The sequence below is a fragment of the Dictyoglomus sp. GBS genome, from assembly GCF_055179815.1.
In genome coordinates this window covers 1,845,438-1,871,533 of the sequence record NZ_CM143687.1, presented here as the reverse complement: position 1 = coordinate 1,871,533, position 26,096 = coordinate 1,845,438, and the positions used below count along the sequence as shown (strand labels likewise).

Annotated in this window: 21 protein-coding genes; 15 read left to right on the top strand and 6 right to left on the bottom strand. The window is 31.4% G+C overall.

Annotation, left to right across the window (positions count from 1 at the left end; translation table 11 throughout):
* The first annotated feature begins 85 nt into the window (after positions 1–85).
* Complete coding sequence (locus tag ACY3IT_RS09300) at positions 86–304, top strand: hypothetical protein (protein ID WP_463082667.1); 219 nt, start codon at positions 86–88, stop codon at positions 302–304.
* 428 nt (positions 305–732) lie between these two features.
* Here the strand turns inward: ACY3IT_RS09300 and ACY3IT_RS09295 are convergent, their stop codons facing one another.
* Complete coding sequence (locus ACY3IT_RS09295) at positions 733–2,337, bottom strand: PQQ-binding-like beta-propeller repeat protein (RefSeq protein WP_463082666.1); 1,605 nt, start codon at positions 2,335–2,337, stop codon at positions 733–735.
* 316 nt (positions 2,338–2,653) lie between these two features.
* On the opposite strand from ACY3IT_RS09295, the gene ACY3IT_RS09290 reads away from it, so the two are divergent.
* The 3 genes from ACY3IT_RS09290 to ACY3IT_RS09280 are packed head-to-tail and all read left to right on the top strand — an operon-like array spanning position 2,654 to position 6,341.
* Complete coding sequence (locus ACY3IT_RS09290; RefSeq protein WP_463082665.1) at positions 2,654–4,015, top strand: TldD/PmbA family protein; 1,362 nt, start codon at positions 2,654–2,656, stop codon at positions 4,013–4,015.
* 1 nt (position 4,016) lies between these two features.
* Positions 4,017–5,327, top strand: coding sequence for a TldD/PmbA family protein (locus ACY3IT_RS09285; RefSeq protein ID WP_463082664.1), 1,311 nt, complete (start codon positions 4,017–4,019; stop codon positions 5,325–5,327).
* 21 nt (positions 5,328–5,348) lie between these two features.
* Positions 5,349–6,341 carry an aldo/keto reductase gene (locus tag ACY3IT_RS09280; protein ID WP_463082662.1) on the top strand — a complete coding sequence of 331 codons (993 nt, stop codon included), beginning with the start codon at positions 5,349–5,351 and terminating at the stop codon, positions 6,339–6,341.
* A 37-nt stretch (positions 6,342–6,378) separates the two neighbouring features.
* On the opposite strand, the gene ACY3IT_RS09275 is transcribed toward ACY3IT_RS09280, so the two are convergent.
* Positions 6,379–6,966 carry a carbohydrate binding domain-containing protein gene (locus ACY3IT_RS09275; protein WP_463082661.1) on the bottom strand — a complete coding sequence of 196 codons (588 nt, stop codon included), beginning with the start codon at positions 6,964–6,966 and terminating at the stop codon, positions 6,379–6,381.
* A 297-nt stretch (positions 6,967–7,263) separates the two neighbouring features.
* Between ACY3IT_RS09275 and ACY3IT_RS09270 the strand changes: the two genes are divergently transcribed.
* From ACY3IT_RS09270 to ACY3IT_RS09245, 6 genes are read left to right on the top strand one after another with little or no spacing between them, the layout of a single operon-like run.
* Positions 7,264–8,898, top strand: coding sequence for a [Fe-Fe] hydrogenase large subunit C-terminal domain-containing protein (locus ACY3IT_RS09270; RefSeq protein ID WP_463082660.1), 1,635 nt, complete (start codon positions 7,264–7,266; stop codon positions 8,896–8,898).
* Positions 8,885–10,024, top strand: a complete 1,140-nt coding sequence (locus tag ACY3IT_RS09265) for a SpoIIE family protein phosphatase (protein ID WP_463082659.1) — start codon at positions 8,885–8,887, stop codon at positions 10,022–10,024. The genes ACY3IT_RS09270 and ACY3IT_RS09265 overlap by 14 nt, the downstream gene beginning before the upstream one ends.
* Before the next feature lie 14 nt (positions 10,025–10,038).
* Complete coding sequence (gene nuoE, locus ACY3IT_RS09260; RefSeq protein ID WP_463082658.1) at positions 10,039–10,524, top strand: NADH-quinone oxidoreductase subunit NuoE; 486 nt, start codon at positions 10,039–10,041, stop codon at positions 10,522–10,524.
* The gene (locus ACY3IT_RS09255; protein ID WP_463082657.1) at positions 10,517–12,391 is read left to right on the top strand and encodes an NADH-ubiquinone oxidoreductase-F iron-sulfur binding region domain-containing protein; all 1,875 of its coding nucleotides are present in this window, start codon (positions 10,517–10,519) and stop codon (positions 12,389–12,391) included. Before nuoE ends, ACY3IT_RS09255 begins: the two co-directional genes overlap by 8 nt.
* A 15-nt stretch (positions 12,392–12,406) precedes the next feature.
* Positions 12,407–14,383, top strand: coding sequence for a [Fe-Fe] hydrogenase large subunit C-terminal domain-containing protein (locus ACY3IT_RS09250; protein WP_463082656.1), 1,977 nt, complete (start codon positions 12,407–12,409; stop codon positions 14,381–14,383).
* Entirely contained in the window at positions 14,367–15,020 is a 654-nt protein-coding gene (locus tag ACY3IT_RS09245) for a redox-sensing transcriptional repressor Rex (RefSeq protein ID WP_463082655.1), read from the top strand. Before ACY3IT_RS09250 ends, ACY3IT_RS09245 begins: the two co-directional genes overlap by 17 nt.
* Here the strand turns inward: ACY3IT_RS09245 and ACY3IT_RS09240 are convergent.
* The 3 genes from ACY3IT_RS09240 to ACY3IT_RS09230 are packed head-to-tail and all read right to left on the bottom strand — an operon-like array spanning position 15,007 to position 17,214.
* Complete coding sequence (locus tag ACY3IT_RS09240; RefSeq protein WP_463082654.1) at positions 15,007–15,588, bottom strand: ATP-binding cassette domain-containing protein; 582 nt, start codon at positions 15,586–15,588, stop codon at positions 15,007–15,009. The two genes, ACY3IT_RS09245 and ACY3IT_RS09240, sit on opposite strands and share 14 nt — an antisense overlap.
* Positions 15,585–16,259 (bottom strand): ABC transporter permease, encoded by a 675-nt coding sequence (locus tag ACY3IT_RS09235; RefSeq protein WP_463082653.1) that lies wholly within the window; start codon positions 16,257–16,259, stop codon positions 15,585–15,587. Before ACY3IT_RS09235 ends, ACY3IT_RS09240 begins: the two co-directional genes overlap by 4 nt.
* Positions 16,260–16,299: 40 nt before the next feature.
* Entirely contained in the window at positions 16,300–17,214 is a 915-nt protein-coding gene (locus tag ACY3IT_RS09230) for an ABC transporter substrate-binding protein (protein ID WP_463082652.1), read from the bottom strand.
* A gap of 129 nt (positions 17,215–17,343) precedes the next feature.
* On the opposite strand from ACY3IT_RS09230, the gene murJ reads away from it, so the two are divergent.
* The 4 genes from murJ (at position 17,344) to ACY3IT_RS09210 (ending at position 24,150) form a co-directional block, all read left to right on the top strand.
* The gene (murJ, locus tag ACY3IT_RS09225) at positions 17,344–18,951 is read left to right on the top strand and encodes a murein biosynthesis integral membrane protein MurJ (RefSeq protein ID WP_463082651.1); all 1,608 of its coding nucleotides are present in this window, start codon (positions 17,344–17,346) and stop codon (positions 18,949–18,951) included.
* A 119-nt stretch (positions 18,952–19,070) separates the two neighbouring features.
* The gene (locus ACY3IT_RS09220; RefSeq protein WP_463082650.1) at positions 19,071–20,471 is read left to right on the top strand and encodes a metallophosphoesterase family protein; all 1,401 of its coding nucleotides are present in this window, start codon (positions 19,071–19,073) and stop codon (positions 20,469–20,471) included.
* A 151-nt stretch (positions 20,472–20,622) separates the two neighbouring features.
* The gene (locus ACY3IT_RS09215; protein WP_463082649.1) at positions 20,623–22,353 is read left to right on the top strand and encodes an ABC transporter ATP-binding protein; all 1,731 of its coding nucleotides are present in this window, start codon (positions 20,623–20,625) and stop codon (positions 22,351–22,353) included.
* Positions 22,354–24,150, top strand: coding sequence for an ABC transporter ATP-binding protein (locus tag ACY3IT_RS09210; protein ID WP_463082648.1), 1,797 nt, complete (start codon positions 22,354–22,356; stop codon positions 24,148–24,150).
* 224 nt (positions 24,151–24,374) lie between these two features.
* Here the strand turns inward: ACY3IT_RS09210 and ACY3IT_RS09205 are convergent, their stop codons facing one another.
* Entirely contained in the window at positions 24,375–24,839 is a 465-nt protein-coding gene (locus ACY3IT_RS09205) for a DinB family protein (protein WP_463082647.1), read from the bottom strand.
* Positions 24,840–24,917: 78 nt separating this feature from the next.
* Here ACY3IT_RS09205 and ACY3IT_RS09200 point away from each other — a divergent pair, with 78 nt between their 5' ends.
* Positions 24,918–26,087, top strand: a complete 1,170-nt coding sequence (locus tag ACY3IT_RS09200; RefSeq protein ID WP_463082646.1) for an MFS transporter — start codon at positions 24,918–24,920, stop codon at positions 26,085–26,087.
* Positions 26,088–26,096 lie beyond the last annotated feature (9 nt).

Below are 26,096 nucleotides of genomic sequence, written 5' to 3'. Positions count from 1 at the left end.
AAAGAAAAGAAAATAATAATTTCATTAAATGGAAAAGTTATAAACCAAAGCTGAAAAATATTACTAATATAATGTTTCTTCAGGGATGAGATATGGTAGTTTATATGATTATAAGGAATATCGTAATAATGCAGGATATTGGGTGTTTAGTAGGACATTAACTCTTCTTGGTAGTTTTTGTTATGATTATAGCACTGGTAAAGTTATATCTGTAAGTGCTCATGTTCTATCTTCTGCGAGTATGTTTGTTAGTGCAAGGCCTTCTAATTGCTCGTATGGTACTGTAAGCTCCTGTGTTGTATAGACACGTGGAAGTGCTTTTTATGAGGTTTATATTGGTATTTGGGGAGTATAATTATTTTTGAGTATTGGAGTATGTTAATTATATTTCATGTTTTTTTCTTTTTTGCAGATAAATTTAAAGATATGTATATTTAATTTCGAAACTTATAATTTAAGGAGGAGATTTAATGAGAATTATAAAGAGATCCCCATTGACTTTTTGAGTAATTTTATTTGTTTTTTATCTTAGAATTCTCTTTATTTTATTATTTTTAAGGTTTTAAAGGAAATGAAAGAAAGGAGTCAAAAAAAGATCAGTAGGGTCTAATTTTAGAGATGACAAATTCTTTTATTTTATTTAATAAACCCTGGAATATATTTTCTTAATATTTTCTTTTCGAAAAAATAAAAATAAAAGATATAGGCGAATATGTTACTTAACAATTAATCTTATTTTTGATAAATAGTAAAGTTTCCTATATTATCTATTACAATAATTAAATATTCTACATCTGGAATTTTTACATTATATTCTTCCTCATTAAAACCGTATCCTCCTATAGGTTCTATAAAATATTTTCTTGCAAGTTCCATCTCTTTGTAGTCCCAATCTGAGTCCTTCTTATAAAAAACTAAAACTCTGTTTATTCCACTTTGATTGTCTTTTGCTAAAACTTTAATTTCAATATTTCCATTTTGTTTTATTTCTTCTACTTTTAAAATTTCTGGCTTTTCTTTGTCCTCAAATTTTATTAATATGCGATTTGCTCTGTCATAATTAAATATTGTATATATTTTCCCATATGCAATACATAATTTTGGCATGTATGTTTCCTCACATTTAAACTTATATTCATCAATTTTGTGTATTCCATTCCATAAGAAGTAAATTTTAGAATAATCTTTTCCCACTACTGGCAATAAAACCATCTTTCTTGAGATAACTGGGGCTCCTGCATTCTCATTTTCTTCTAACTTAAATTCCCCAATAATATTTCCATTAAAGTCAATAACATAAAGATTTAATGGTCTCTCTCCTAAGGTTCTGGGGGTATAGATATAATCTCCACAAGCCAAATAAGAATTACTATTAACATCTCCTCCTAAACCTAAAAATTTTTTCAATAATAATTTTCCTTCAGATGATAAAATTAATAGATTTCCCGAGGAGTCAATAAGGATTAATTTACCGTTCTTAAAAATAGGGGTGCTTAACATATTTTCATGTTTATAAACCCAAATTTTTTTGCCAGTTTCTACATCAAAGGCATGTATTTCTGTTTTTGGCTCTGAAACTGCATAAACAATCCCATCGCCATAGGCAAGTCCTCTTACTATTCCACCTATTTTATCTTTCCATAGCAATTTTCCATTATTATTGAAACAAAAAACGTATCCATCCGGACTTGAAGAACCTAATAATATTTTTTCATTTACTACAAGAAGGTTTGAAGATACGGATAGATCTGATGTTGTTTTATCTTCTGCCTCTAAAGGAACCTTCCAAATAATTTTCCCTGTATTTTTATCAAAGGCAATAAGGAAACCACTCTTTTCACCAGATGGAGTGGATGAAGTTCCGACATAAAGATGATTACCTAATCCATAAGCTGTTACAAATCTAAAAAGACCTAAGGCTTTCCATTTTGGCCCTAAGTTGGTTCTATCATCGTATACCTCTACTCCCCATATCACTTCTCCTGTGTAATCGTTTATTGCATAAACCTTTCCGCCACTATCTGCCAAAAATATTTTTTCTCCTTCAACAAGAGGTGTAAAAGATCCAAACGTTTTTAACTCAAGAGATTTTACGGCAATTCTTGGTAATTCAGAAGGGGTTGATAAAGTAGCCCCTTCATCGGATTTTGTTAATTTCCAAGAGTAGTTTATTGTGGTACTAATGTCCTTAAGAATTTTTTGTAAGTAAGTATTAATTTTATTTTCTTCTAAGATTTCCAATAATGGCTCTTTTTTCTGAGAAATTTCCGTTTTTGCACATCCAGATATTATTAGTATAGATAATATAATAACTGTAACGATTAATTTTTTAGCCATGTTAATTTACCCCCATTTTGTTTTTTTATAAAAGTTTATTAAATCTCTTAATAATCTTCAAACATGAATTTTAAAGAATTTAAGGAAAAATTTTCTGTAGTTGGAAATGAAATTTAATACATCAGCTAATTTTCTTATGATTAAAATTTTTAAAAATTAATTAATATATTGAGAAAACTTGGAATTTTTGTGTCAATATAAATAAGATAAATAAGAAAAAATTTTAAGATTTTAATGTTTTTTATTTATAAGTCTGATATACTCTTTAAGAATAGGTTTGAAGATAATTTTTCAAGAAAAAAGGAGGGAAAAGTGAATGTTTGATATGCTAAGGGGGATTATTTCAAAAGTTTCAGCAGATTATGTGGATATAAGATATGAGAAGGTGTGGGAAACAAAGATTGTTATGAATAAGAGGGAGATATATCAACTCGGAGAAAATTCTGGTGATGGGTATGTAGTAAGAGTATTGAAAGATGGAGGATTTTCCTCTATTGCTTTTACAAAGTTGGAAGATGCTGAAAAGGCTTTAAAAATTGCCTTAGAGAATGCTATTTTAATTTCAAAGAATTCAAAGAAAAAAGTTAAATTGGCAGAGGTTGAAGTAGTCAAAGATATTTTTATTCCACCTCTTGATGAAGATCCAAGAAAGATATCTATAGATGAAAAATTAGAACTTTTAAAGCACTATAATGAAATTCCTTTGAAGTTTGATAATATAACTACAAATCTTCATTATTGGGAGGTAATAAGGGAGAAATATTTTGTTAGTTCTGAAGGAACAGAGATAAGAGAAGATCTTATTACATGTGAAATAAGAGGTTCCTTGATAAGTTTTGAAGGGTCTCTTGTACAGAATGTAAGGGTAGGAATAGGTGGAAGTACAGGATTTCATAAACTAAGAAATAGGGAGGATGTTTTTGAGAAGAAAACAAAGATTGTACTTGATCTTTTAAAGGCCGAGCCTGTAAAAGCAGGTGTATACAATGTGATTCTTAATCCTGATATGGCAGGGGTTTTTACTCACGAAGCTTTTGGGCATTTTTCAGAAGCAGATCTTATAGAGGATAATCCATCTATGAGAGAAAAAATGAAGATTGGAGCTAAGCTTGGAAATGAGATCTTAACCATAATTGATGATCCTACCATGCCTGGACAATTAGGTTTTTATAAATATGATGATGAGGGGGTAAGGGCAAGGAGGACATATCTTTTGAAAGATGGTATTCTTTCAGGAAGACTTCATTCAAGAAGGACCTCTGCTGAATTTGGTGAACCTGTAACAGGACATTGTGTAGCAGAAGATTATAGATATGCTCCTATAGTAAGGATGGGAAATATATTTATAGAGCCTAAAGATATGACCTTTGAAGAGCTACTGGAAAAGTTAGGAGATGGTCTTTATATTCTGGATGCAAAGGGTGGCCAAACTTCTGGAGAAAACTTTACTTTTGGAGCTCAATATGGCTTTGAAGTAAAAAATGGAAAGATAGGGAAGATGATAAGAGATATTAATATTTCAGGTAATCTATATCAAACCTTAAAGGACATTGTGGGAGTGGGTAATGATTTTGAGCTTGGAGAAGTTGGAGGATGTGGAAAAGGCCAATTAAATATAAGATCTTGTCATGGTGGTCCCCATATTCTTGTTAATAATGTGGTCATAGGAGGTGTATAAAATGTTAGATAGATTGATGGATATGACTAAAAAATATACAGATGAGGTGGAAATATATTATATAGATTATTCTGTTTCAAATATATCTTTTGAAAATGGTAGTTTAAAAGATATAGAAAGTAGTATGCAATCAGGAATATCTCTTAGAATTATAAAAGATGGAAAATTGGGTTTTTCTTATACAAAAAATCTCATAGATCCAGAACTCCTTATACAAAATGCAATCCACTCTTTAAAGGGAGATGTAAAAGTAGAGTTCCATTTTCCAGAAAGAAAAGGTATTAAAAGTTTGAATACTTATGATCCAGAGATAGAAAACCTTACAAATACTCAGATGGTGGAGGAAGGAAAAAGAATTTCTGAGATATTATCTCATAAAACTGGTACTCAGATAAATGTAGGTCTTCATAAAGCAGTTACAAATTTAAGGATATTGAATAGCAAAGGAGTAGATTATTCTGTTAAGACTTCTGTATATTATTGTCATGCAGAAGCTATGTATCCAGGCTCCTACTCTGCTATAGTTAGGTTAGTTGTAGATAAAAAGTTTAGAGAATTTTCTCAAGAAGACATTGATTATATTGCCTTTTTATACAATAGTTCTAAAAAAGAGGTAAGACCCAAGGGTGGAAAAATGAAGGTATTATTCTTACCAAGTACCATGTATGTGCTAATGTGGAGACTAATTTTTGCTACTAATGGTAAGAATGTCTATGAAAAAACTACGCCTTTATTAGGAAAAATTGGAGAGCAAATCTTTGATACTTCAATAACCATATATGATGATCCTTTGAATGATCTTTTACCAAATGCAAGAAGCTTTGATGATGAAGGAGTTGAATGTAAAGTATTGCCTATTGTTGAAAATGGAATTCTGAGAAACTTCTATTATGATCTTTATTATGCTGGAAAGATGAATACAAATTCTACAGGACATGGTTATAGAGCAGGAGACTGGGGACAAGAAAGTATAAGAGTAAGGCCATCTCCTTCTTTAGAGCATCTCTATATGCAAACAGGAGATAAAAACTTCTACGATCTTATAAGATTAATAGATAAAGGCATTATAGTGGCAGGAGCTTTAGGTGCCCATAGCGGAAATATCCCTAATGGAGATTTCTCTATCGGACTTTCTCCTGGATTATATGTAGAAAATGGAGAGATTGTAGGACATGTGAAAGATTCTATGGTAGCTGGAAATATTTATGAGGTTATGAAAAATGTGGTAGGTATAGAAAACAGGGCATATGTATACAGCATGGGAGTTTTTCCATCAGTTCTCTTTGATAATGTAAGTGTGGCGATAAAATAGTAATTTTAATGGGGGTATTTTATGATTTACTTAGCAAATCCAAGTAGATATGAGAATATGATTTATAGAAGGTGCGGAAAGAGTGGTTTAAAATTACCTGTGATATCTTTGGGTTTCTGGCATAATTTTGGTTATAATGATTCTTTTGAAAATATGAGAGAGATGGTAAAGAAGGCTTTTGATCTTGGTATTACCCATTTTGATCTTGCTAATAACTATGGGCCACCTCCTGGATCTGCAGAAGAAAATTTTGGAAGAATTTTAAAAATTGATCTAAAAGGTTATAGAGATGAAGTTGTGATTTCCACAAAGGCTGGATATAAGATGTGGGATGGACCATATGGAGATTGGGGAAGTAAAAAGTATCTTATAGCAAGTCTTGATCAAAGTTTAAAGAGAATGAATTTAGATTACATAGACATTTTTTATCATCACAGACCAGATCCAGAGACACCTATAGAAGAGACTATGGAGGCTCTTTATCAAATTGTAAGACAGGGCAAAGCTCTTTATGTAGGCATATCAAATTATGGACCTGAAGAAACAAAATTAGCTTATGAAACCCTTTCAAAAATGGGAGTAAAGATAATTGTGAATCAGATTTTGTATAACATGTTCTTTAGATATCCAGAGGAAAAATTGTTTCCTGTAATGGAAGACCTGGGAATAGGGGCTACTATTTTTTCTCCATTGGCACAAGGACTTCTTACTGAAAAATACTTATGGGGTATTCCTGATGACTCGAGGGTTAAAAAATCAGGTGTGTTTTTAAAAGAAAGTGATATTACTCCTGAAAGGATTGAAAAGGTTAAAAAACTTTCAGAGATATCCAAAGAAAGAGGACAAAGTGTTGCTCAACTTGCCTTAGCATGGGTGCTAAGAAAAAAGGTAGTAACTTCTGTTATCATAGGTGCAAGTAAACCGTCTCAGATAGAAGAAAATGTTAATAGTATAAAGAATTTAGATTTTTCTGATGATGAATTAAGAAAGATAGATGAAATATTAAAGGGATAAAAGGGGGAGGAAATATATTTCCCTCCCCCTTTTACTTTTAATTTTCTTCTAATTCTACGTTATCCAGATAAATTGTAGTTGCAATACTTTTTTCACTTATTTTGCCCATATCAAAAACTATTATGTGGGCGTCTTTTTTGGGGGTAAATTCCCATTCAAACTTTTGCATCTCAGTGGTAAGGTCAAAAACTTTTTGTTCTACTATTTCCCATGTTTGATCTTGAATAGCTCTTATCTGTAGATCTCTCGGATTATCGGCCTTTGCTTCAAAAGTAATTTTATACTTCTTATTAGCAGAGAGTGGTACATGACTTCCAAATTGTATATGCCAGAAAGCATCGCCGGGATTCTTGATCTTTACATAAAATACTCCATTTTTAGCACCATATTCTTCTACTTCTGCTGTTCCTTGTACCACAATATACCAATTAGATGGTGTAGAAAACGTGATAGATTCATCAAAGATGCCTAATTTTGTTACATTCACAACTTTTGCTGTACCTTCTGGGGTCTTTACTTCAGTAACTGCTTGTTCAGTCTCTTTTGATGTTGTCGGGGCACCTGCACATCCAGCAACAAATAAAGTAAAAGCTAAAATTAGTAATAGCACATAAAACTTTTTCATAGTATAAACCCCCTTTTATAAAATGTAAAAGGTTACAAAGGAGTTTAAAAAAAATAAAAATTTTCTCTTTTCTTTTACACCTCCCTTTCCTCTTAAGCTTTTAATTTGTACATAGTATAATACTTTTCTCCTTTCTTATCAAGTTATTGATTAATTGTGTTATTTATAAAATTTAAAGTGTAACTAATAACAATTAAAAACCCTTAATATTTTTTTAATTTGACATAGATTTTCGAGGTTAATAAAATATATTGTGAAAAAAATAACGTTAAAAAATGAACAATATAGGAGTAGAATATGGATAAGCTTATCTTAACACAAGAGATCAATTGTCAATATTGTTATAAATGTCTCAGGAATTGTCCTGTAAAAGCCATAAGGTTTAATAAAGGTAAATCATCAGTTATAGATGATGATTGTGTATACTGTGGTACATGTATTGAGATATGTCCACAACATGCCAGGATCTATAGAACTGATGTAGAAGATTTAGAAAAATATATTGATAAACCTTTTCTTATATCCATAGCTCCATCATTCTTTGCCCATTTTGATCAACCTTTTAAAGTTATTACCTTTTTAAGGAAATTAGGAGCAACATATATACAAGAGACTTCCTTAGGTGCGGATATGGTTTCCTTTTACTATAAAAAATATGTCAATTTAAGAAAAGGTAAAACTTCTATAAGTACAGCCTGTCCTGTAGTATACGAATTAGCAGAGAAATATTATCCTGAGGTTATACCTTATCTTTTACCCTTCTTATCTCCCATGAATGTACATGCTCTATATATGAAAAAGTATTTTGGCGATTTTCCTGTGATATATTTAGGGCCTTGTATAGCAAAAAAGAAAGATGGGGAAAATTATGTGGATCTTATATTAACCTTTGAAGAATTAGATATTTTTATTAAGAAAAATAATATTGATATAGATTCTCTTGAAGAATCTTTCCCTAATGCTCCATTCCCTGAAAGAGCCCGAATATATCCAATAAGTGGGGGTATTAATTCAACTCTTGATGGTAATTGGGAGAATCATTTAGTGGTTGAGGGAGTAGATAACATTATTAGGCTTTTTGAGAAGATTAATAATTATGGAGAAGGATTTTTTGTGGAGGCATCAGCCTGTTTTGGTGGGTGTATTAATGGACCTGCTATTAGGAAAGATCTAACTCTTTTGGAAAAGAGAAGAAGGATCATATCTTATACTGAAAGGATGAAAAGTTTAGAAGGAGAGGTAATTAATTGGGAAGATATAGACTTAAATATAAGAAAGAGATTTGAACCCCAAAAGAAAGTTATAGATATTCCTGAGGAAAAGATAAAGGCAGTTTTAAGAGAGATGGGGAAGGATAATCCTAAGAAGGAACTCAATTGTGGGGCTTGTGGATATGCTACATGTAGGGATAAGGCTATAGCAGTTATTTTGGGGAAAGCTGAAAAGGAGATGTGTATTACCTATCTTTTAGATAAAGTAAGCTCTGTAAGTAATGCTATTATAGAAAATTTTCCGAGTATTGTAATTATATATAAAGATAACACTTTACTTTATCTAAATCCATTTGGGGAGAAATTCTTTGAGGATAAATTACCTCTTTTAGATTACGTCCTTGAGGAGATCGAATCGGGTAAAAATCCATTAGAAATATTAATTGATGATAAGAGATATGTTTTCTTTATAAAAACTTTTATACTTCCTGATCAGTCAGGAAAGGTATCTTTACTTATTGATATTACAGGTGAAAAGGAAAAGGAAGAAGAATTAAACCTCCTTAAAAAGGAAAGTATGGAGAAGATCGAAGAAGTAATTAACAGACAAATGCTTCTTGCTCAAGAAATTGCTAGTCTTCTTGGTGAATCTATAGCAGAGACTAAAAGTTATTTTGCTAAATTTAAGGAGTTTTTGAAAAAAGAAAATGCTGACCTGTGATATTTCTTATGCCTTTAAAAATAAAGAAGGAGAAGAGGTTTGTGGAGACACTATAAAAATAAAAAAAGGTGAAGATAGGGTTGCTGTTACCGTTTCTGATGGTCTCGGTAGTGGAATAAAAGCAAGTATTCTTTCCACATTAACTGCATCAATGGCAACAACTATGCTTTTTAATGATATGGGATTGGATGATGTTGTGAGAAGTATTTTAGCAACACTTCCAAAATGTAAAGTGAGAGGAATAAGCTATGCCAATTTTTGCAGTACATTGTATAGAGCTGATACTAATCAACTCTATATAGCTGAATATGAATTCCCTGTAGTACTTTTTGTTAGAAATGGTATTTTCTTTGAGCTTTCTAAAAAGAAGGTTTTGATAGAAGGAAGAGAAATATTTGAAAGCACCCTTCATCCGCAAGAGGGAGATGTCCTATTTATTATGACAGACGGTATTTCTCAGGCTGGATTAGGTACTAAATTATATCCTTTGGGTTTTGGAATTGATAATATAAAGCGAGAAATCTTAAATCTGATGCATTATAGATTGTCTTCTAAAGAGATAGTTTATCACCTTATAGATAAAGCAAAGAGATTAGATAAGGGAATCAAGGGAGATGATGCTTTAGCGGCAGCCTTATATTTTAGAGTATTCAGTAAAGTAAATATCATGGTAGGTCCTCCATCTGATCCTAATCGTGATAAAGAAGTAGTAGAAAGATTTTTAAGTTTACAAGGAAATAAGATTATATGTGGGGGTTCTACTGCTCAAGTGGTTAGCAAAATTACTGGTAAGGAGGTGAAATTGGATTTAAAAACTATATCTGAGAATTCTCCTCCTATAGGTTATATGGAAGGAATTAATCTTGTTACAGAGGGTATTATTACTTTAACGCAAGTTTTCAGATATCTATCGGGGCAGATTAGAGATGTGGGCTATGGTGCCAGTTTAATTATAGATTTATTGGAAAAGGCTGATAGCGTACATTTTTTAGTGGGAGGAGCTATAAATCCTGCTTATCAAAATCCTTTATTTAGTTATGACTTATCATTAAAAGTTAGAGTTGTTCAAGATATAGCAGAAATTTTGCAAAGTAAAGGAAAGATTGTAAGTATTGAATACTACTAATTAGGAGGGTTTTTATGAAACTAAAAAGAAATTTTGCAAAAGTAGAGGAGATTCTTAAAAAGCATGAGTATCGCAAAGACAATCTTATAAAAATTCTTTTGGATGTACAAAAAGAATATAGATATATACCAGAAGATGTGGTCAATTATATTGGTGTAGCCCTTGATATACCACCTGCAAAAATATATGGTGTTGCTACTTTTTATTCTCAGTTCTCCTTAAAACCAAAAGGTAAATATACCATCTTGGTGTGTGATGGTACGGCATGTCATATGGCAGGTTCCACATCGTTGATAGAAGCAATAAAGGAAGAGACAGGTATTGGACCTGGAGAGGTTACAGAAGATCTTTTGTTTAGTCTTGATCAGGTAGGATGCTTAGGAGCTTGTGCTCTTGCTCCTGCTATGGTTATTAATGAAGAAGTTTTCGGAAATCTTACTCATGAAAAGGTTAAAGAGATAATAAGAAATTTGAAAGAAAGGGAGAGGGAAAATGCTTAGGACAATTGATGAGGCTTTAAATTATATTGAACAGCAAAAAATAGAAAGAAAGAAAAGATTAGAAAGTCTCAATGTATTTGTATGTGTAGGTACAGGTTGTGCAGCAAAAGGAGCTTTAAAAATTTTTTCTGCATTAAAAGAACTTTTTGAAAAGAACAATATTAATGCCAAACTCCAAAAATTGGAGGGGGATGAATCTTATGTTAAAAGAACAGGATGCTGTGGGAGATGTTCTGATGGACCTTGGGTAATTGTAATGCCTTATGGATATTTCTATTCAAAAGTAACACCAGAAGATGTAAAAGAAATATTTGAGGAAACTATATTAAAGGGTAGGACAGTTGAAAGACTCCTTTTTACTGATCCTGCTACTTCTGAAAAGGTATTTAGTCTTGAGGATGCAAAATTTTTCAAGGCCCAATCCTTCTATATTATGGAAGAAATAGGAAAGTGTGAATGCGATAACATAAATGACTATATGGGTAGAGGAGGGTATCTTTCTTTCTTAAAAGTATTAAAAGAAGAAAGTCCAGATAAAGTAGTGCAGATGATAAAGGATTCTGGTCTTCGTGGAAGAGGAGGAGCAGGTTTTCCTACGGGAGTTAAATGGGAAATAACAAAAAATAGTAAGGGAGATAAAAAATTTGTGGTGTGTAATGGAGATGAGGGAGATCCAGGTGCATTCATGAATAGAACTCTACTTGAAAGAGATCCTCATGCGGTATTAGAAGGAATGCTTATTGCAGCATACACTATAGGGGCTCAAAAAGGTTATGCTTATATTAGGGCTGAATATCCAGTAGCGGTTTCTATGTTTAGAAAGGCAATAGAGGATGCTAAAAAATTGGGGTTAATTGGAGATAATATTCTTGGTACAGGTTTTTCTTTTGATATAGAGATAAAAGAAGGGGCTGGAGCTTTTGTATGTGGAGAAGAAACAGCTCTATTAGCCTCTATTGAAGGGAAAAGAGGAGTGCCAAGACCAAGGCCTCCGTATCCTGCTCAAACTGGGCTTTGGGGATATCCTACTCTTATTAACAATGTAGAAACTTACGCCAATGTTCCAAAGATTATAAGAGATGGGGTAGAAAATTATAGAAAAAGAGGAGTGCCTAATTCTCCTGGGACTAAAATGTTCTCTGTAACTGGACCTGTGAAACTTACTGGTATTATTGAGGTGGAATTTGGCACTACATTAAGACAGATTCTTTTTGATATATGTGGGGGATTGTCTGAGGGTGAAGAGTTTAAGGCAGTACAAATAGGAGGGCCATCTGGAGCTTGCCTATCAGATGCTTATTTAGACCTTCCTTTAGATTATGACTCTTTAAAATCTGCTGGTGCTATGGTAGGTTCTGGTGGTATTGTAGTACTTTCTAAAAAGACATGTATGGTAGAAGTAGCAAGATTTTTCCTTGATTTTACAAAGAGAGAATCTTGTGGAAAATGTATTCCGTGTAGAGAAGGATTGATGCAATCATATAGAATACTTGAAAGGTTTACCCAAGGAAAGGGTACATGGCAAGATTTGGAAAATTTAGAATTTCTTGCTAATCTTATAAAGACAGCCTCTGCATGTGGGCTTGGACAAACTGCTCCAAACCCTATCCTAAGTACTTTAAGATTATTTAGAAATGAATATGTTTCTCACATTGAAGGAATATGTCTTAGTGGAATGTGTACTGCCCTTAAGAAATATGTTATTAATCCGGAGCTATGTAAGGGTTGTGGACTTTGTGCTAGATCTTGTCCTCAGGGGGCTATTTCTGGAGAGAGAGGGAGGCCTTATTCAATTGATCAAGATAAATGTGTAAAGTGTGGACTTTGTTTTGAAAAATGTAAATTTAAAGCTATAGAGATCAGATAAAGGAGGCAGATAATTATGAAGATATATGTGGATGGAAGGGAAGTAATAATAGGAGATAATGAGAGAAACCTTCTTGAAGCTCTAAAGAAGGTGGGCATTGAGATACCTAATCTATGTTATTTATCAGAAGCATCTATTTATGGGGCCTGCAGACTTTGCTTAGTGGAGGTAAATGGGAAGAATATTGTCACATCTTGTAACTTAAAGCCAGAAGAAGGAATGATAATAAGAACTAATACTCCCGAAATATATGAGGTAAGAAAAGGTATATTAGAACTTCTTTTGGCATCCCATAATAGAGATTGTACCACATGTGAAAGAAATGGAAGCTGTAAACTCCAAGAGTATGCAGAAGCCTTTGGTATAAGAGAAATAAGGTTTGATAATGTAAGAAAAGATGGTGGTGTAGATAAGCTCTCTCCTGTAGTAAGGGATAATACAAAATGTATACTTTGTGGAGACTGTGTTAGAGTTTGTGAAGAACTTCAAGGGGTTGCCGCCATAGATATTGCGGGAAGGGGTTTTGTATCAAAAGTTACACCAGCCTTTGAACATAGTTTGGCAGATGTTGAATGTGTTTATTGTGGTCAATGTGTCGCATATTGTCCTACAGGAGCTCTTTATGTAAGGAACGACATAGATAAGGTTTATAATGCATTAAAGAATAAGAAGAAAGTTGTAATTGGTATGATGGCACCTGCTGTTAGGACAGCTATTCAGGAAGAATTTGGAATGGAAAAAGATCTCTTTGTAGCAGGAAGGGTAAGTTCATTTTTAAAGATGTTAGGTTTTGTAAAGGTTTTTGAAGTACCTTTTGGGGCTGATCTTGTAGCCTATGAAGAGGCACACGAATTCTTAGATAGATTAGAGAAGGGAGAAAGACTTCCTCAGCTTACATCTTGCTGTCCTGCATGGGCAAAATATGTGGAAGAGTTTTTTCCAGCCTATATAGATAACTTATCAACAGTTAAATCCCCACAACAAGCCTTGGGTACTGTTATAAAAGAGATATACTCTAAGGAGATCGGGGTACCCAAAGAAGATATATTTTTAGTATCCATCATGCCATGTACAGCTAAGAAGTATGAAGCAGAAAGACCGGAACATAATGGAATAGTGGATGTGGTTTTAACAACTAAGGAACTTATACAGATGATAAAAGCAAGTGGTATAAAATTATCGAATTTTAATCCTGAAGCCTTTGATAAGCCCTTTAATTTATATTCTCAGGGAGGACTTGATTTTGGCAAAACAGGAGGAGTATTAGGTACTGTACTCTCTGTAATAAATGATAAGGTTAAGATTAAGGAATTCAAAGAGGAAGAAATAGAAAAGGGGATAAGACTTTTCAATATAACTCTTGGAGATGGTAAGGAAGTAAAGGCTATGGCAGTATTTAACTTAGGTAATGCTAAAAAGGTTATGAAAGATATAAAGGATGGAATTTTACAAGTAGATATTATAGAGGTTATGGCTTGTGGTTATGGATGTATAGGTGGAGGTGGACAACCTTATCCTAATGATACTATAGTAAGAAAAAATAGAGCTAAGATTCTAAAGGATATGGTAAGTGTAAATCCAATAAAAACTCCTCAAGAAAATCCATACCTTATGGATCTATATAATAAATACTTAAAGCATCCTTTAAGCCACGAAACTCATCGTCTATTACATACCACTTATTCGCCTAAACGAAGAGTTCCTGAAGAAGATATTGAAATCTTAACTCTTCCTTTGCCTGACGAAGAAAAAATAAAGGTTAGGGTTTGTCTTGGGACTTCTTGTTATATGAAAGGGTCATATAAAATTCTTTCTGATCTTATAGAAATGGTAAGAAAAGAAGATTGGGCAAAAAATGTTGAAGTTGTGGGTACTTTCTGTACAGAAAATTGTGACAAATCTCCCAATGTTATGATAAATGATATACTTATTAGTGAGGCTAATACTGATAAGATAAAGGAGATGTTAAAAAGGTATGTTAAAGGAGAATAAAGAATTCATAATGTTTCCAAAAGCTACTTTAGAGAGGCTTAAATTATATCATAGACTTCTTTCTGAGGAGAAAAAAGAATATATTTCTTCTGAAGAGATAGGAGAAAGACTTGGCATTCTTCCAGAGCAAGTAAGAAAAGATTTATCATATCTTGAGTACAAAGGGAAGCCTAAGGTAGGTTATAATGTAAAGGATCTGCTGGAGGAATTAAATCGGTTATTTGGTATTGGAAAATCAACTAAGGTTATAATCGTTGGAGCGGGAAATTTAGGTACTGCTATTACAAACTATCCCGGATTTGCTAACTATAATATTGAAATTGTTGGTATCTTTGATAATGATCCCAATAAAATTGGAAAGAGAATTGGAGATTTAGTAGTTCTTCCTATGGATTATTTAGAAAGAGTCATAAAAAAGTTTAATGTAGAGATAGGTGTAATGTGTGTACCTAAAGAATCTGCTCAAGAGGTAGCCAATATTTTGGTAGAGAATGGAATAAAGGCTATCTGGAATTTTGCACCCACTTTTATAAAGGTACCTGAGGATGTAATTGTGAGAAATGAGGATATAACCTCTGGACTTTTATCTTTAAAACACATGTTAGAAGTTAAAGAGCGAAAAATCAAAAAAGATTAAATATTTTATCTGCGATCTCTTTATCTTCTCTATCCTCCTGGTGGCTAACCATCAGGAGGGTCGTTTTTTTATTATTATCTAAATGATATTTAAGAAAGGCTTTAGCTTTTTCTTTCAGATTTATATCCAGAGATTTGAAGGGTTCATCAAGGAGTAATAAATTATGGGGAATAGTAAAAGTCCTTACAAAAGAAAATATCTGCAGATAACCCCCGCTAAGCTGTTGCGGAAATAGATTCAGGTAATTTTTCAATTTAAAATAATCTATAAGTTCTTTTAATTTTACTGGATCTTTACAAGTTAAATTAAGGTTTTCTTCCATATTTAACCAGGGCAAAAAGATAGGATTTTGAAACATAGAGGATATTTTAATGCCTGGTCCTATTTCTACAATACCTTCATCAGGCTTTATTAGGCCTGCAATAATTTTAAGAAGAGTGGTTTTACCACAGCCATTTGGGCCTTTGATTACAATTTTTTCTCCTTCTTCTACTTTCAAAAATATTCCATTTAATACTTTTTTGTCATCAAAGCTTTTTTTCAGGTTTATAATATTAATTGCAGTCACGATTTAAGATCCTCCTTTAAGATATTCATTTTTCTAAATATGTATTCTAAGAGTTTACTTATAATAAAGAGATATATAGATATGGCATAGATATATTCAGTATTGAGAAAGGTTTTTGCATAGCTTAAGAGAAAGCCTATTCCATTATTAGTAGCAAAAAATTCAGACATGGCTGATATTTTGAAGGATGAAATGGTTGAATTTGCTAATACTGGAAGTATAAATGGTTTAATATAAGGAATTAGGAATTTGGTAATATAATCCTTTTTAGAGATGGGATATATTTTGAAAAGTTCTATATATTCAGTAGGGACATTTTTAATAGCATGATAGACAGAAAGATAAAGATTAGGAAATAGCATAATAAAGGTAGTAAAAATGACAGTTCTGCTTCCAAAACCAAACCATAGTAAGGCTAAGGTAATCCATATAATTAAAGGATTACTCTGAAAAATATCTATTATATTCCTTATTCCCACATAGAATTTTTTATTTTTTATGTTTCCTAATATAAATCCTATAAAGAAGGCTAAAAAGAGGCCTACTAATGATCTAATAATAGTTAAACTGAGGTGGTATAAAAATTCTGTGTCACTAAGTAAAGAAATAGTCTTTAAGATTACCTTATGGGGATAAGGGAATATGGCAGGGGAATTCACCCTTAACCCCATAAGGTACCAAAATATAAAAAATATAATCCAAAATATTATTTTAAATCTTAAAGAATTCTTCATTAGGCAATTTATTATCTATTACTTGAGGTGTTTTTTCCAAAATAAAGTTTAAAAATGTTAATAAGTCTTTTTTAGCTGAGTTTCCTTGATATCTAAAGGAATGTCTCTTAAAGGATAAGTTTATTATATTTTTATCTATCTTCAATATACTGGATGCTTTTTCTATAAAAGGATCTGGATTATCATGAAGTTTCTTGAAATTATCCCTAAAAATTCTATCTATTTTTATTACTAAATCTTTCCTTATTTTCTCATTAATACCTATAGATGTTATAGGAAGATGGGCTTTATTAAAATCTCTATATACTCTTTGGATATCAAGGATTATAGATCCTCCTTCAGAAAGGCACATGGAAACATAGGGTTCTGGAAGTAGGGCATAATTTATCTTTTTAGCTATAAAAAGTGTGGTTATTTCTTGAGGTGTAGAATAGTAGATATGGACTTTGTCTTTTAAATTCTTTTCCTGTAGATAAATAGAAAATATAATATCTTGGGTTGATCCTTTTTGAGCGATATATATATTTTCTCCTACAAAATCTTTCTTATTTTTATTAGTAACAAGATAAAAAGAAGCCCAGTTAAATGTGGCTAAATGTCTTGCTTTAATAATTCCTTTATTTTGAAGATTTACAAGGGTTACAAAAGGAGAAATCAATATATCAAAATTCCCATCTTTAACTTTTATTGCCAGTTCATCAATTGTTCTCCAAATAATAAAGTTAAATTTTATATCTACTTGATTGTTGCTTGACATTAAAGGAGCAAAGGGAATTATAGATGGTCCAAAAGGTATTAAAACATTTATCTCTTGAATTTGGGAAAAGGTGTTTGCTGAAAGAATAAAGAGAAGAATGGTTAATGTGAAGATTAGTTTAGATATATTTTTCAAGCTATCACCTCCACAAATTGTTATTTTTTTCACGAATTATTATATCCAAGAAATATTTAAGAAATATTAAAAATTATTAATCGTGATCTTTTTAAATTCTCTATTTTTGATGTATAATTACATCTGTTTATGGATAGTGGTTTAAAGAAAAAGTTTAAAAATTTAATATTTAGACAAAACGTCACTCAGGCAGCAATCTTGATTACAATCCTTGCAACTATTACTAGGATAATAGGCTTTTTAAGGGAAATGATGATTGCTGCCTTTTTTGGAGCAAAAAAATTTACTGATAGTTTTATAGTGGCACAAGCTATACCTGGAGTTCTTGCGGGACTTATTTCAGGAGCATTATCAGCAGTATTTATACCTCTTTATGCTGAATGGAGAGAAAAGAAAGGAAAAGAAGAAGCAGAAAGGTTTACTTCTATTCTTCTTACTGACATATTGATAATCCTTATTGGTACTACACTTCTTGCGTACTTCTTAGCTCCCTTTATAGTTAATATTTTGGCTCCAGGATTTAATCAAGAAACAAGAAATCTTACTTTAAGTTTTACCTATATTATGCTTCCTTCTATCATATTTTGGGGCACTTATGGTTTAATTACTGGACTTTATAATTCTCAAAAAAGTTTTTTTATTCCAAATCTTGCAGGACTACTTGGAAGTGTTATTTTCATTATATCTATATTTTTATTTCATAAAATATTTGGGGCTTACATACTTCCATGGGGCTATCTTGCTAATGTATTTGTCCAATATATTCTTCTTATTCCAGCTCTTAAAAGAATTGGGGTAAATTTAAGATGGGAGTTTAATCTAAAATATGAGGGTCTAAAAAAAGCGCTTATCCTTATAGGGCCTATATTCTTGGGACAAAGTGTAGGAATCTTAAATATGGCAGTGGATAGAATTTTTGGATCTTATCTCTCTGAAGGTAGTATATCAGCCTTGAATTATGCAAGTAGAATTTATCAACTTCCTATGAATTTATTTGTAAATGCCCTCGCTACAGCCATATATACTGACCTTGCTTTTAGTGCTCAAAATGATAATTTAGAAAAATTCAAACTATCTATAGAAAAAATCATAAGAGCACTGTTATTTTTTATTATTCCAGCCACTTTTGGACTCATATTTCTTTCAACCCCTATAGTCCAGCTTGCTTTTCAAAGAGGAGCTTTTGATGCTATTGCTACCCAAAGGACATCAGAATCATTAACCTTCTATTCTATTGGATTAGTATTTATGAGTATTAATTTAATTATGGTGAGAGGATTTTATGCCCTTCATGATACAAAAACACCTACTATTAACTCTATTTTAGCTCTCCTTTCAAATATAGCATTAAACACTATATTTATTAAACCTCTTGCCCATAGAGGTCTTGCTCTTGCTACTTCTTTAGCTTCTTTTATTTCTTTTGTACTGCTTTACAGATCCTTTAGATTAAAAATAGGAGAAGTTCTTTCAAAAGAGACCAAAAGAGATATTATAAAATTTATGATTTCTGGAGCTCTTATAGGTATGCTTGCGTTTTTTATCTATAAATTTTTAGATTGTGTTTTACCATCAAAACAAATCTATCTTGCTTTTAATTTATTTTCTGCTATAGGTATTGTTGTGATGTTATATCTATATTTAGGAAAAAGATGGAAAATTGATGAGGCAAGAAAAATTTGGAGTCTAATTGATAAAGGTTTAAAATTAGTATCAGGAATTTTGGGAATTAAATAATCTCCCTCTTTAAAAAATCTTTGAACTCTTCCAATAAATTCTTAAGAGTATTTAAACCCATGTTTAATGTACTTCCCTTATATTTGAAAATGAAAAAATTTTAAAAAGGGGGTAAGTTAATGTTTAAGAAAAAAAGTATAACAGTAGTATTAGTAATGGGGAGTTTACTTTTAGTTTTTTTACTTCTATCTTTATTTAATTTTTTAAATCCTGCAATGGCAAATATGGAAAAGGTAAAAGCAAAAATAGCAATATTTTCTGATCCTCATTACTTCAGCCCTAACTTGTTAATTAAAAGAGGTCCTAAATTTGAAGAATATATTATGAGGGATAGAAAGATGATCTTAGAAAGTCCTGCTATTTTAAAGGCGGTAATAGAAGATCTTAAAAGTAGTGATGTGGATATTGTTTTGATTCCAGGAGATTTGACAAAAGATGGGGAAGAGATATCTCATCTTGAATTTGCCGGTTATTTAAAGGAACTAAAAGATAACGGTAAAAAAGTTTATGTTATAAATGGTAATCATGATATAAATAATAATCATGCTTACAAGTATGATGGGGATAAGGTAGAAGCTGTAAAAAGTGTGACACCAGAAGAGTTTAAGAAAATTTACTGGGAATTTGGATATAAAGAGGCAATAGCTGTGGATAATAATTCTTTAAGTTATGTAGTTGAACCTATAAAAGATGTAAGGATAATCGCTATAGATGCATGTAAATATAATCCATATTCAAAAACAGAGGGTGAAATATCGAAAGAGACTTTAGACTGGATTTTAAAACAAGTTGAAATTGCTAAAAAGGAAAACAAAATTGTTTTTGGAATGATGCATCATGGTATTTTAGAACACTTCGAAGGTCAAAAGATGTTATTTCCTGAATATATTATAAATAATTATGAGGAAGTAGCTAAATTATTTGCAGAAAAAGGACTAAATGTGATATTTACTGGCCATTTCCATGCCCAAGATATAGTGAGAAAGGATTTTCAAAATGGTAATTTTCTCTTGGATATAGAGACAGGTTCTCTTGTTACATATCCTTGTCCTTACAGAATGATAACATTAACAGAGGATAACAAACTAATTGTCGGTAATAAAAAGGTAGAAAAGATTGATTTCGATATAAAAGGTATTTCTTTTCAAGACTATGCTTATGACTTTTTAAAGACAGGGATAAAAAATATTATCCCACAATATTTTGCGGGTTATTTAATGAAGAAAGGTTTATCAAGGGTAGAGGCAATGTTAAAGGCCAATAATCTTTTATCTATTGATTTACCCTCGGATATAGCTCCAAATTCCAAGATCATTGATATTTTGCCTGATGCTATTATCTCTCATTACAAAGGAGACGAGAAAATTAGTAAATTAGTATTAGAATTCTTTGATAATTTAGCACATTCTGAGGATGATAATGAAATCTTAATAGGAAAAATTTTGATTTCTTATTTTTCTGATCTTCCCCCTGATGACAATGACACTGTAATAGACTTGAATCTTAATGTTGTTAAATAAATAACCTTAGTAAAAATCTTATTTTTCTAATTCCCCCTTTCGTCATGAATAAGGCGAAAGGGGTTTTATTTTTGTATGAGGGAATATATAATATAAACTTGTCTTACTAAGTAACTGAAAAAAATAAAATTTCATAAAGGTGTAATTTAATATGATGAGATTAAAGAAATATATAAAGAATAACTTGCACTTTTTTTTATCGGCTATTTTCTGCGCTATTTTGGCTTTATCTCTTGATATGTTTAATCCTAAAATTGTTGGAGTGCTTGTTGATAAAGTAATTATAGGGAAAGATATAACTCCTTTATCTCGATTACTTCTATTCTTAACTTTGATAACAATTTCCAGAGTATTTCTTGGATACTTTAAAGAATATTTTATGGATTTAGGTGGATCAAGACTTGCTTATGAGCTGAGAAAGGATCTTTTCGAACATCTTCAAACTTTGCCTTTTTCTTTTTTTGATGGCATAAATACTGGTGAGCTTATGTCCCGAATCAGAGAAGATATTGAAAATATTTGGTTTACTTTTGGTTTTGGGTTGGTCTTTTTTATAGAACAGCTTTTTTATTTTATTATCGCCAGTATAATCCTTTTCTCTATTGAATTCAGATTAACTTTAATAGTACTTCTCGTAATTCCCTTTATCGGCTATACAGCTTATAGACTTGAAAAAGAAAATGATGAGGTATATGGAGAGATATCAGATCAAGGGGTTAGAATGAATACTACTGCTCAAGAAGATATAGCTGGAATAAGAGTTGTAAAATCCTTTGGTAGAGAGAAATATGAGATAGAGAAGTTTTTTAAAGAGAATATGAGAAATTATGAGTTAAATGTAAAACAGGCAAATATTTTTGCAAAGTATTTTCCTTGGATGGAATTTTTAACTAATTTTTCAATAGCTTTATCTATTACTATTGGTGGACTTTTAGTAATTGCAGAAAAGATGTCTATTGGTACGTTAGTTTCTTATTCATGGTATGTTTCTATGATTGTATGGCCTGTGAGATTAGGGGGTTGGATTGTTAATATGTTAGCTCAGTGTTTGGCTTCCTTAAAGAAGATAGATAAGTTATTTAAAGAGAGATCGGAAAGACCTTACATAACTGAGAAAGTAGATATTAGGGATATAAAGGGAGAAATAGAGTTTAAGAATGTATCTTTTAAATATAAAGATGAGTATGTGTTAAAGAAAATTAGTTTCCATCTAAAACCTGAGGAAACTCTTGGTATTATTGGGCTCACAGGTTCTGGGAAGACCACTTTAGTGAACTTATTAGGAAGATTTTATGAGCCTTGGGAAGGTGAGATATTAATAGATGGTATTGATATAAGAAGAATTGATTTAAAATTTTTGAGAGAACATCTTTCATATGTTCCTCAAGATATATTTCTTTTCTCTGATACAGTAAGGGAGAATATAAAACTTGGGAAGGATATAGATGATGAAAGAATAATACAAGCTTTAAAGGATACAAGATCCTATCACTTTGTAATGAGGCTACCAGAAAAGCTTGATACTGTTATAGGAGAAAGAGGTCTTGGCCTTTCTGGAGGTCAGAAACAAAGGCTAACTATTGCTCGTGCATTGGTAAGATCTGCTAAGATTTTGATTCTTGATGATCCTACTTCTGCTCTTGATTTGGAGACAGAGCTTTATATTCAAAAATCTTTGGAGAAATATAAGGGAGTAACAAAAATTATTATTGCTCATAGGATTTCTGCAATAAAAAATGCTGATGAAATAATAGTACTTGATAAGGGAGAGATTATAGAAAGAGGAAAACATGAGGAACTTTTAAGAAAAAAGGGTAGGTATTATGAGATTTATCAAGAGCAGTACGGAAAATTTGCCTTTATTGAGGGGGAATTAGTTTAAATGCCTTATGCATTAAGAGAAGACGAAAAGTTAGAAGAGAAGGTAAGTATAGACATACTTAAGAGGCTTTTTAAATATTTGAAGCCATATAAGAGAGAAGTCTTTATAGTATTATTTTTCATTTTTGTAGTTATGGTGGTCGATTTACTAAATCCCTATTTTATAAAATTTGCTATTGATAGATTTATTAAAGATAAGGATAGTAATGGATTAATTCTTGTTGGCATTTTAATGATTGTCTTAAATCTCATATCTATGATATCTGCTAAGAAAAGAACTCAAAGAATGTCAAAGATTACCCATGGAATATTATTAAATATTAGGCAAGATTTATATAATCATATTCAACAGCTTTCTTTTACCTTTTTTGATGAAAGACCAGTGGGAAAAATTTTGTCAAGAATAATAAGTGACGTAAACTCTTTAGCAAATCTTTTTAATATGAGTATTACAAATCTTATACCTGATTCTGTTACTATAATTGCTACTTTGTTAATAATGTTTTATCTTAATTCAAAACTTGCTTTATACGCTATGTCTATGCTGCCTCTTTTGTTTATAGTTCTTTTTTCAATACAAACCATAAGCAGAAAAAGATGGCAAGTAGTAAGGAAAAAGGGATCTACCCTTAATGCTTTTACTCATGAAAACTTTTCTGGAATAAGAGTTGTTAAATATTTTACAGCAGAAAAATATAGAGCAAATATATTCTCAGAGCTTGCGTGGGATGTAAGGCAGGCTTTTGTTAGAGCTGTGAGAATAAATGATTTATTCTGGCCTATGGTGGAGTTTTCTTGGGGAATAGGTACTGTTATAACCTTCTATTTTGGAGTAAAGATGATAAATTCAGGTGATATTTCTGTAGGCCTTCTTATTGCATTTACAAGCTATATAGGCATGTTTTGGAGACCTATAATGAACCTTTCTAATTTATATAACAATTTTGTTATAGGCATGGCAAGTGCGGAGAGAATATTTGAAATAATGGATATAGAGCCCAATATAAAAGAGGAAGAAGATGCAATAGATATTGATATAAAGGGAGAAATAGAATTTAGAAATGTCTCCTTTTCTTATGATGGAAAGAGAAAGGTTTTGGATAATGTAAGTTTTAAAATAAAACCTGGGGAGAAAGTGGCTCTTGTTGGACATACAGGTGCAGGTAAAAGTACTATTGTTAATCTGTTATGTAGATTTTATGATCCACAAGAAGGAGAGATTCTTATTGATGGGATAAATATTAAAAAGATTAAATTAGAGAGCTTAAGAAAACAGATCGCAGTAATGTTTCAGGATACATTTTTATTCTCGGGTACTATTCTTGAAAATATAAAATATGGAAGACTTGATGCTACTTATGATGAAGTAGTTGAGACAGCAAAGAAGGTTTATGCCCATGATTTTATCTCTAATATGGAGAAGGGTTATGATACAAACATTAATGAGCGAGGTATGAGGCTTTCTTTAGGACAAAGACAAATAATTTCTTTAGCAAGAACTCTTATTGCAAATCCTAAAATTATAATACTTGATGAGGCAACAGCGAGTGTAGATACCTATACTGAGAGATTACTTCAAATGGGAATTGAGATCCTTCTTAAGGGAAGAACTTCTATTATTATTGCTCATAGACTATCTACTGTGCAAAATGTTGACAAAATTATAGTTATTGAAAACGGAAGGATTTTAGAGATAGGCAATCATGAGGAACTTATGAAAAAGAAAGGAATTTATTATCATATGTTTATGTCCCAATTTAATTATTGGGAGGAAAGAAATAGTGAAATTGTCTCATAAAAAAATAAACCCCCTGAGAGGGGGGACTCAGGGGGAGGGGGTGAGAGGGGGAGGTGTCTTCTCTAACTTACTCTTTTTACTTTTTTAGACTTACTAACCTTACTTTTTATTCCTAAACTTTTTTAATAACATCAACTTTCGTTAAATAAGGTATCAAATATTTAATATGGTGTCAACCAAAAAGGGTTAAAGTTATATTAATTATTTTAAAAATTTGTTAACATCTATAACTCAATTCCCATAAGTTGTAGAATAAAAACTATCTGCCCAGCATGATAACAGTCATGACTTATTATACCATATAGATTGTCTTCTAATGTACCATATTCTCCAATATTTTTATCAAGGTCATCATCATTCTTGGTTTTTAATATTTCTATAAGCTTATTATGTGCGTCTTCAAGTCTTTTAACTGTATTTTTCCAAGCCTCTTCAGAGGTATCAGTGGGAGTTTTAAAGTCATCTTCGGAAGGAAGATCTTTTCCTTCAAGGATACTTAAGAGATATTCTTTCCCAAAAATTAAATGATTTGTTATCTCCCAAATACTATGGGTATTTTCCTTTTTAAAAACTGCCTCTTTTGAAGTGGCATTTTCAAGAACATCCATTACAGAGTGAGACCATAATCCTTTGTCTTTTTGGAATGCATCATTCATGTATTTTATTATCCTTTCTAAGCGATCTCTCATGATGGACACCTCCTAAAAGGTATATTTGTGGATTTGATGGTCTTGTTTATAGTTTATCATAAATGTAAAATAAAACTTATGAAAAAAGAGATTTTTTTATTAAAAGTATTCTTTTTTATATACTTTTCTGCTTGGGTATTTATCTTCTCCTTTGTACCTGTTTATTTAAGAGAAATAAAAGGTTTTTCTATTGGAATGATAGGGCTTTTATCTGCTATCTCATCGCTTTCTGGGACTATTTTTCAGGTATATATAGGTTATTTATCAGATAAGATAGGGAAGAGAAAGCCATTTATTATTTTAAGCTTTATTATGCTTATTATTCTTTACTCTCTTGTTTTTCCTAAATTGAATAGTTTTTGGACTTTTATATTTGTTTATTTTCTTTTAGGGGTTTTTGTAAGTACTATAACTACTATGGCTAATGTACTTGTTATGGACTATGCTATATCCGAAAATACTGGTACCCATTATGCCTCTATAAGAATATGGGGAAGTATAGGTTTTTTATTACTTATGCTTGTTACAGGTTTTTATCCTAAACTGGTAGAGCCTAAGATTATGTTTGTTATGATTGGTTTAATATATATGTTAGGCTTAACAATAACTCTTATTGTGAAAGAACCTTCTTCTAAGATTAGTGTATCTAAGGTTGACTTTAGGAATATAAAGAGATTAATTTTAAGATCTGATGTTAGAAATTTTCTTTTATTTTACATTATTTACTACGTAGCTCTTCTTGGAGCATCTTCTAATGTGAATCTTTTAATTCGATCCTTAGGGGGTGAAAGTAAACATATAAGTTTTGCTTATTCAGCAAGCTCCTTTTCCGAAATTCCTTTTATGCTTATCTGGGGACGTTTATCTGATAAGGTAGGAAGAAAACCTTTATTAGTATTTACCTCTATTGTTCTTCCTATAAGGATCTTTCTTTATACATTAACTACTAATCCGTGGCATATAATCTTAATTCAATTATTACACTCTTTAACCTTTGCTGTTATAGGTACTATCCCTGTTGTTTATATGAATGATTTAGTTAATCCAGAAGAAAGGGCTACTGCTCAAGGTTTATTAAGTATGGGTATGTCCTTATCTTCAACAATTGGACCTATAATCTCAGGATTTGTAGCTGATATTTCTGGATTGAAAGGTATGTATCGTTTTCTAACCTTTGTTTCTTTGTTTTCCACTTTAATTTCAATAAAATGTATAAAGGAATCAAAAAATAAGGTATCCCCTGTTTAGGGGATACCT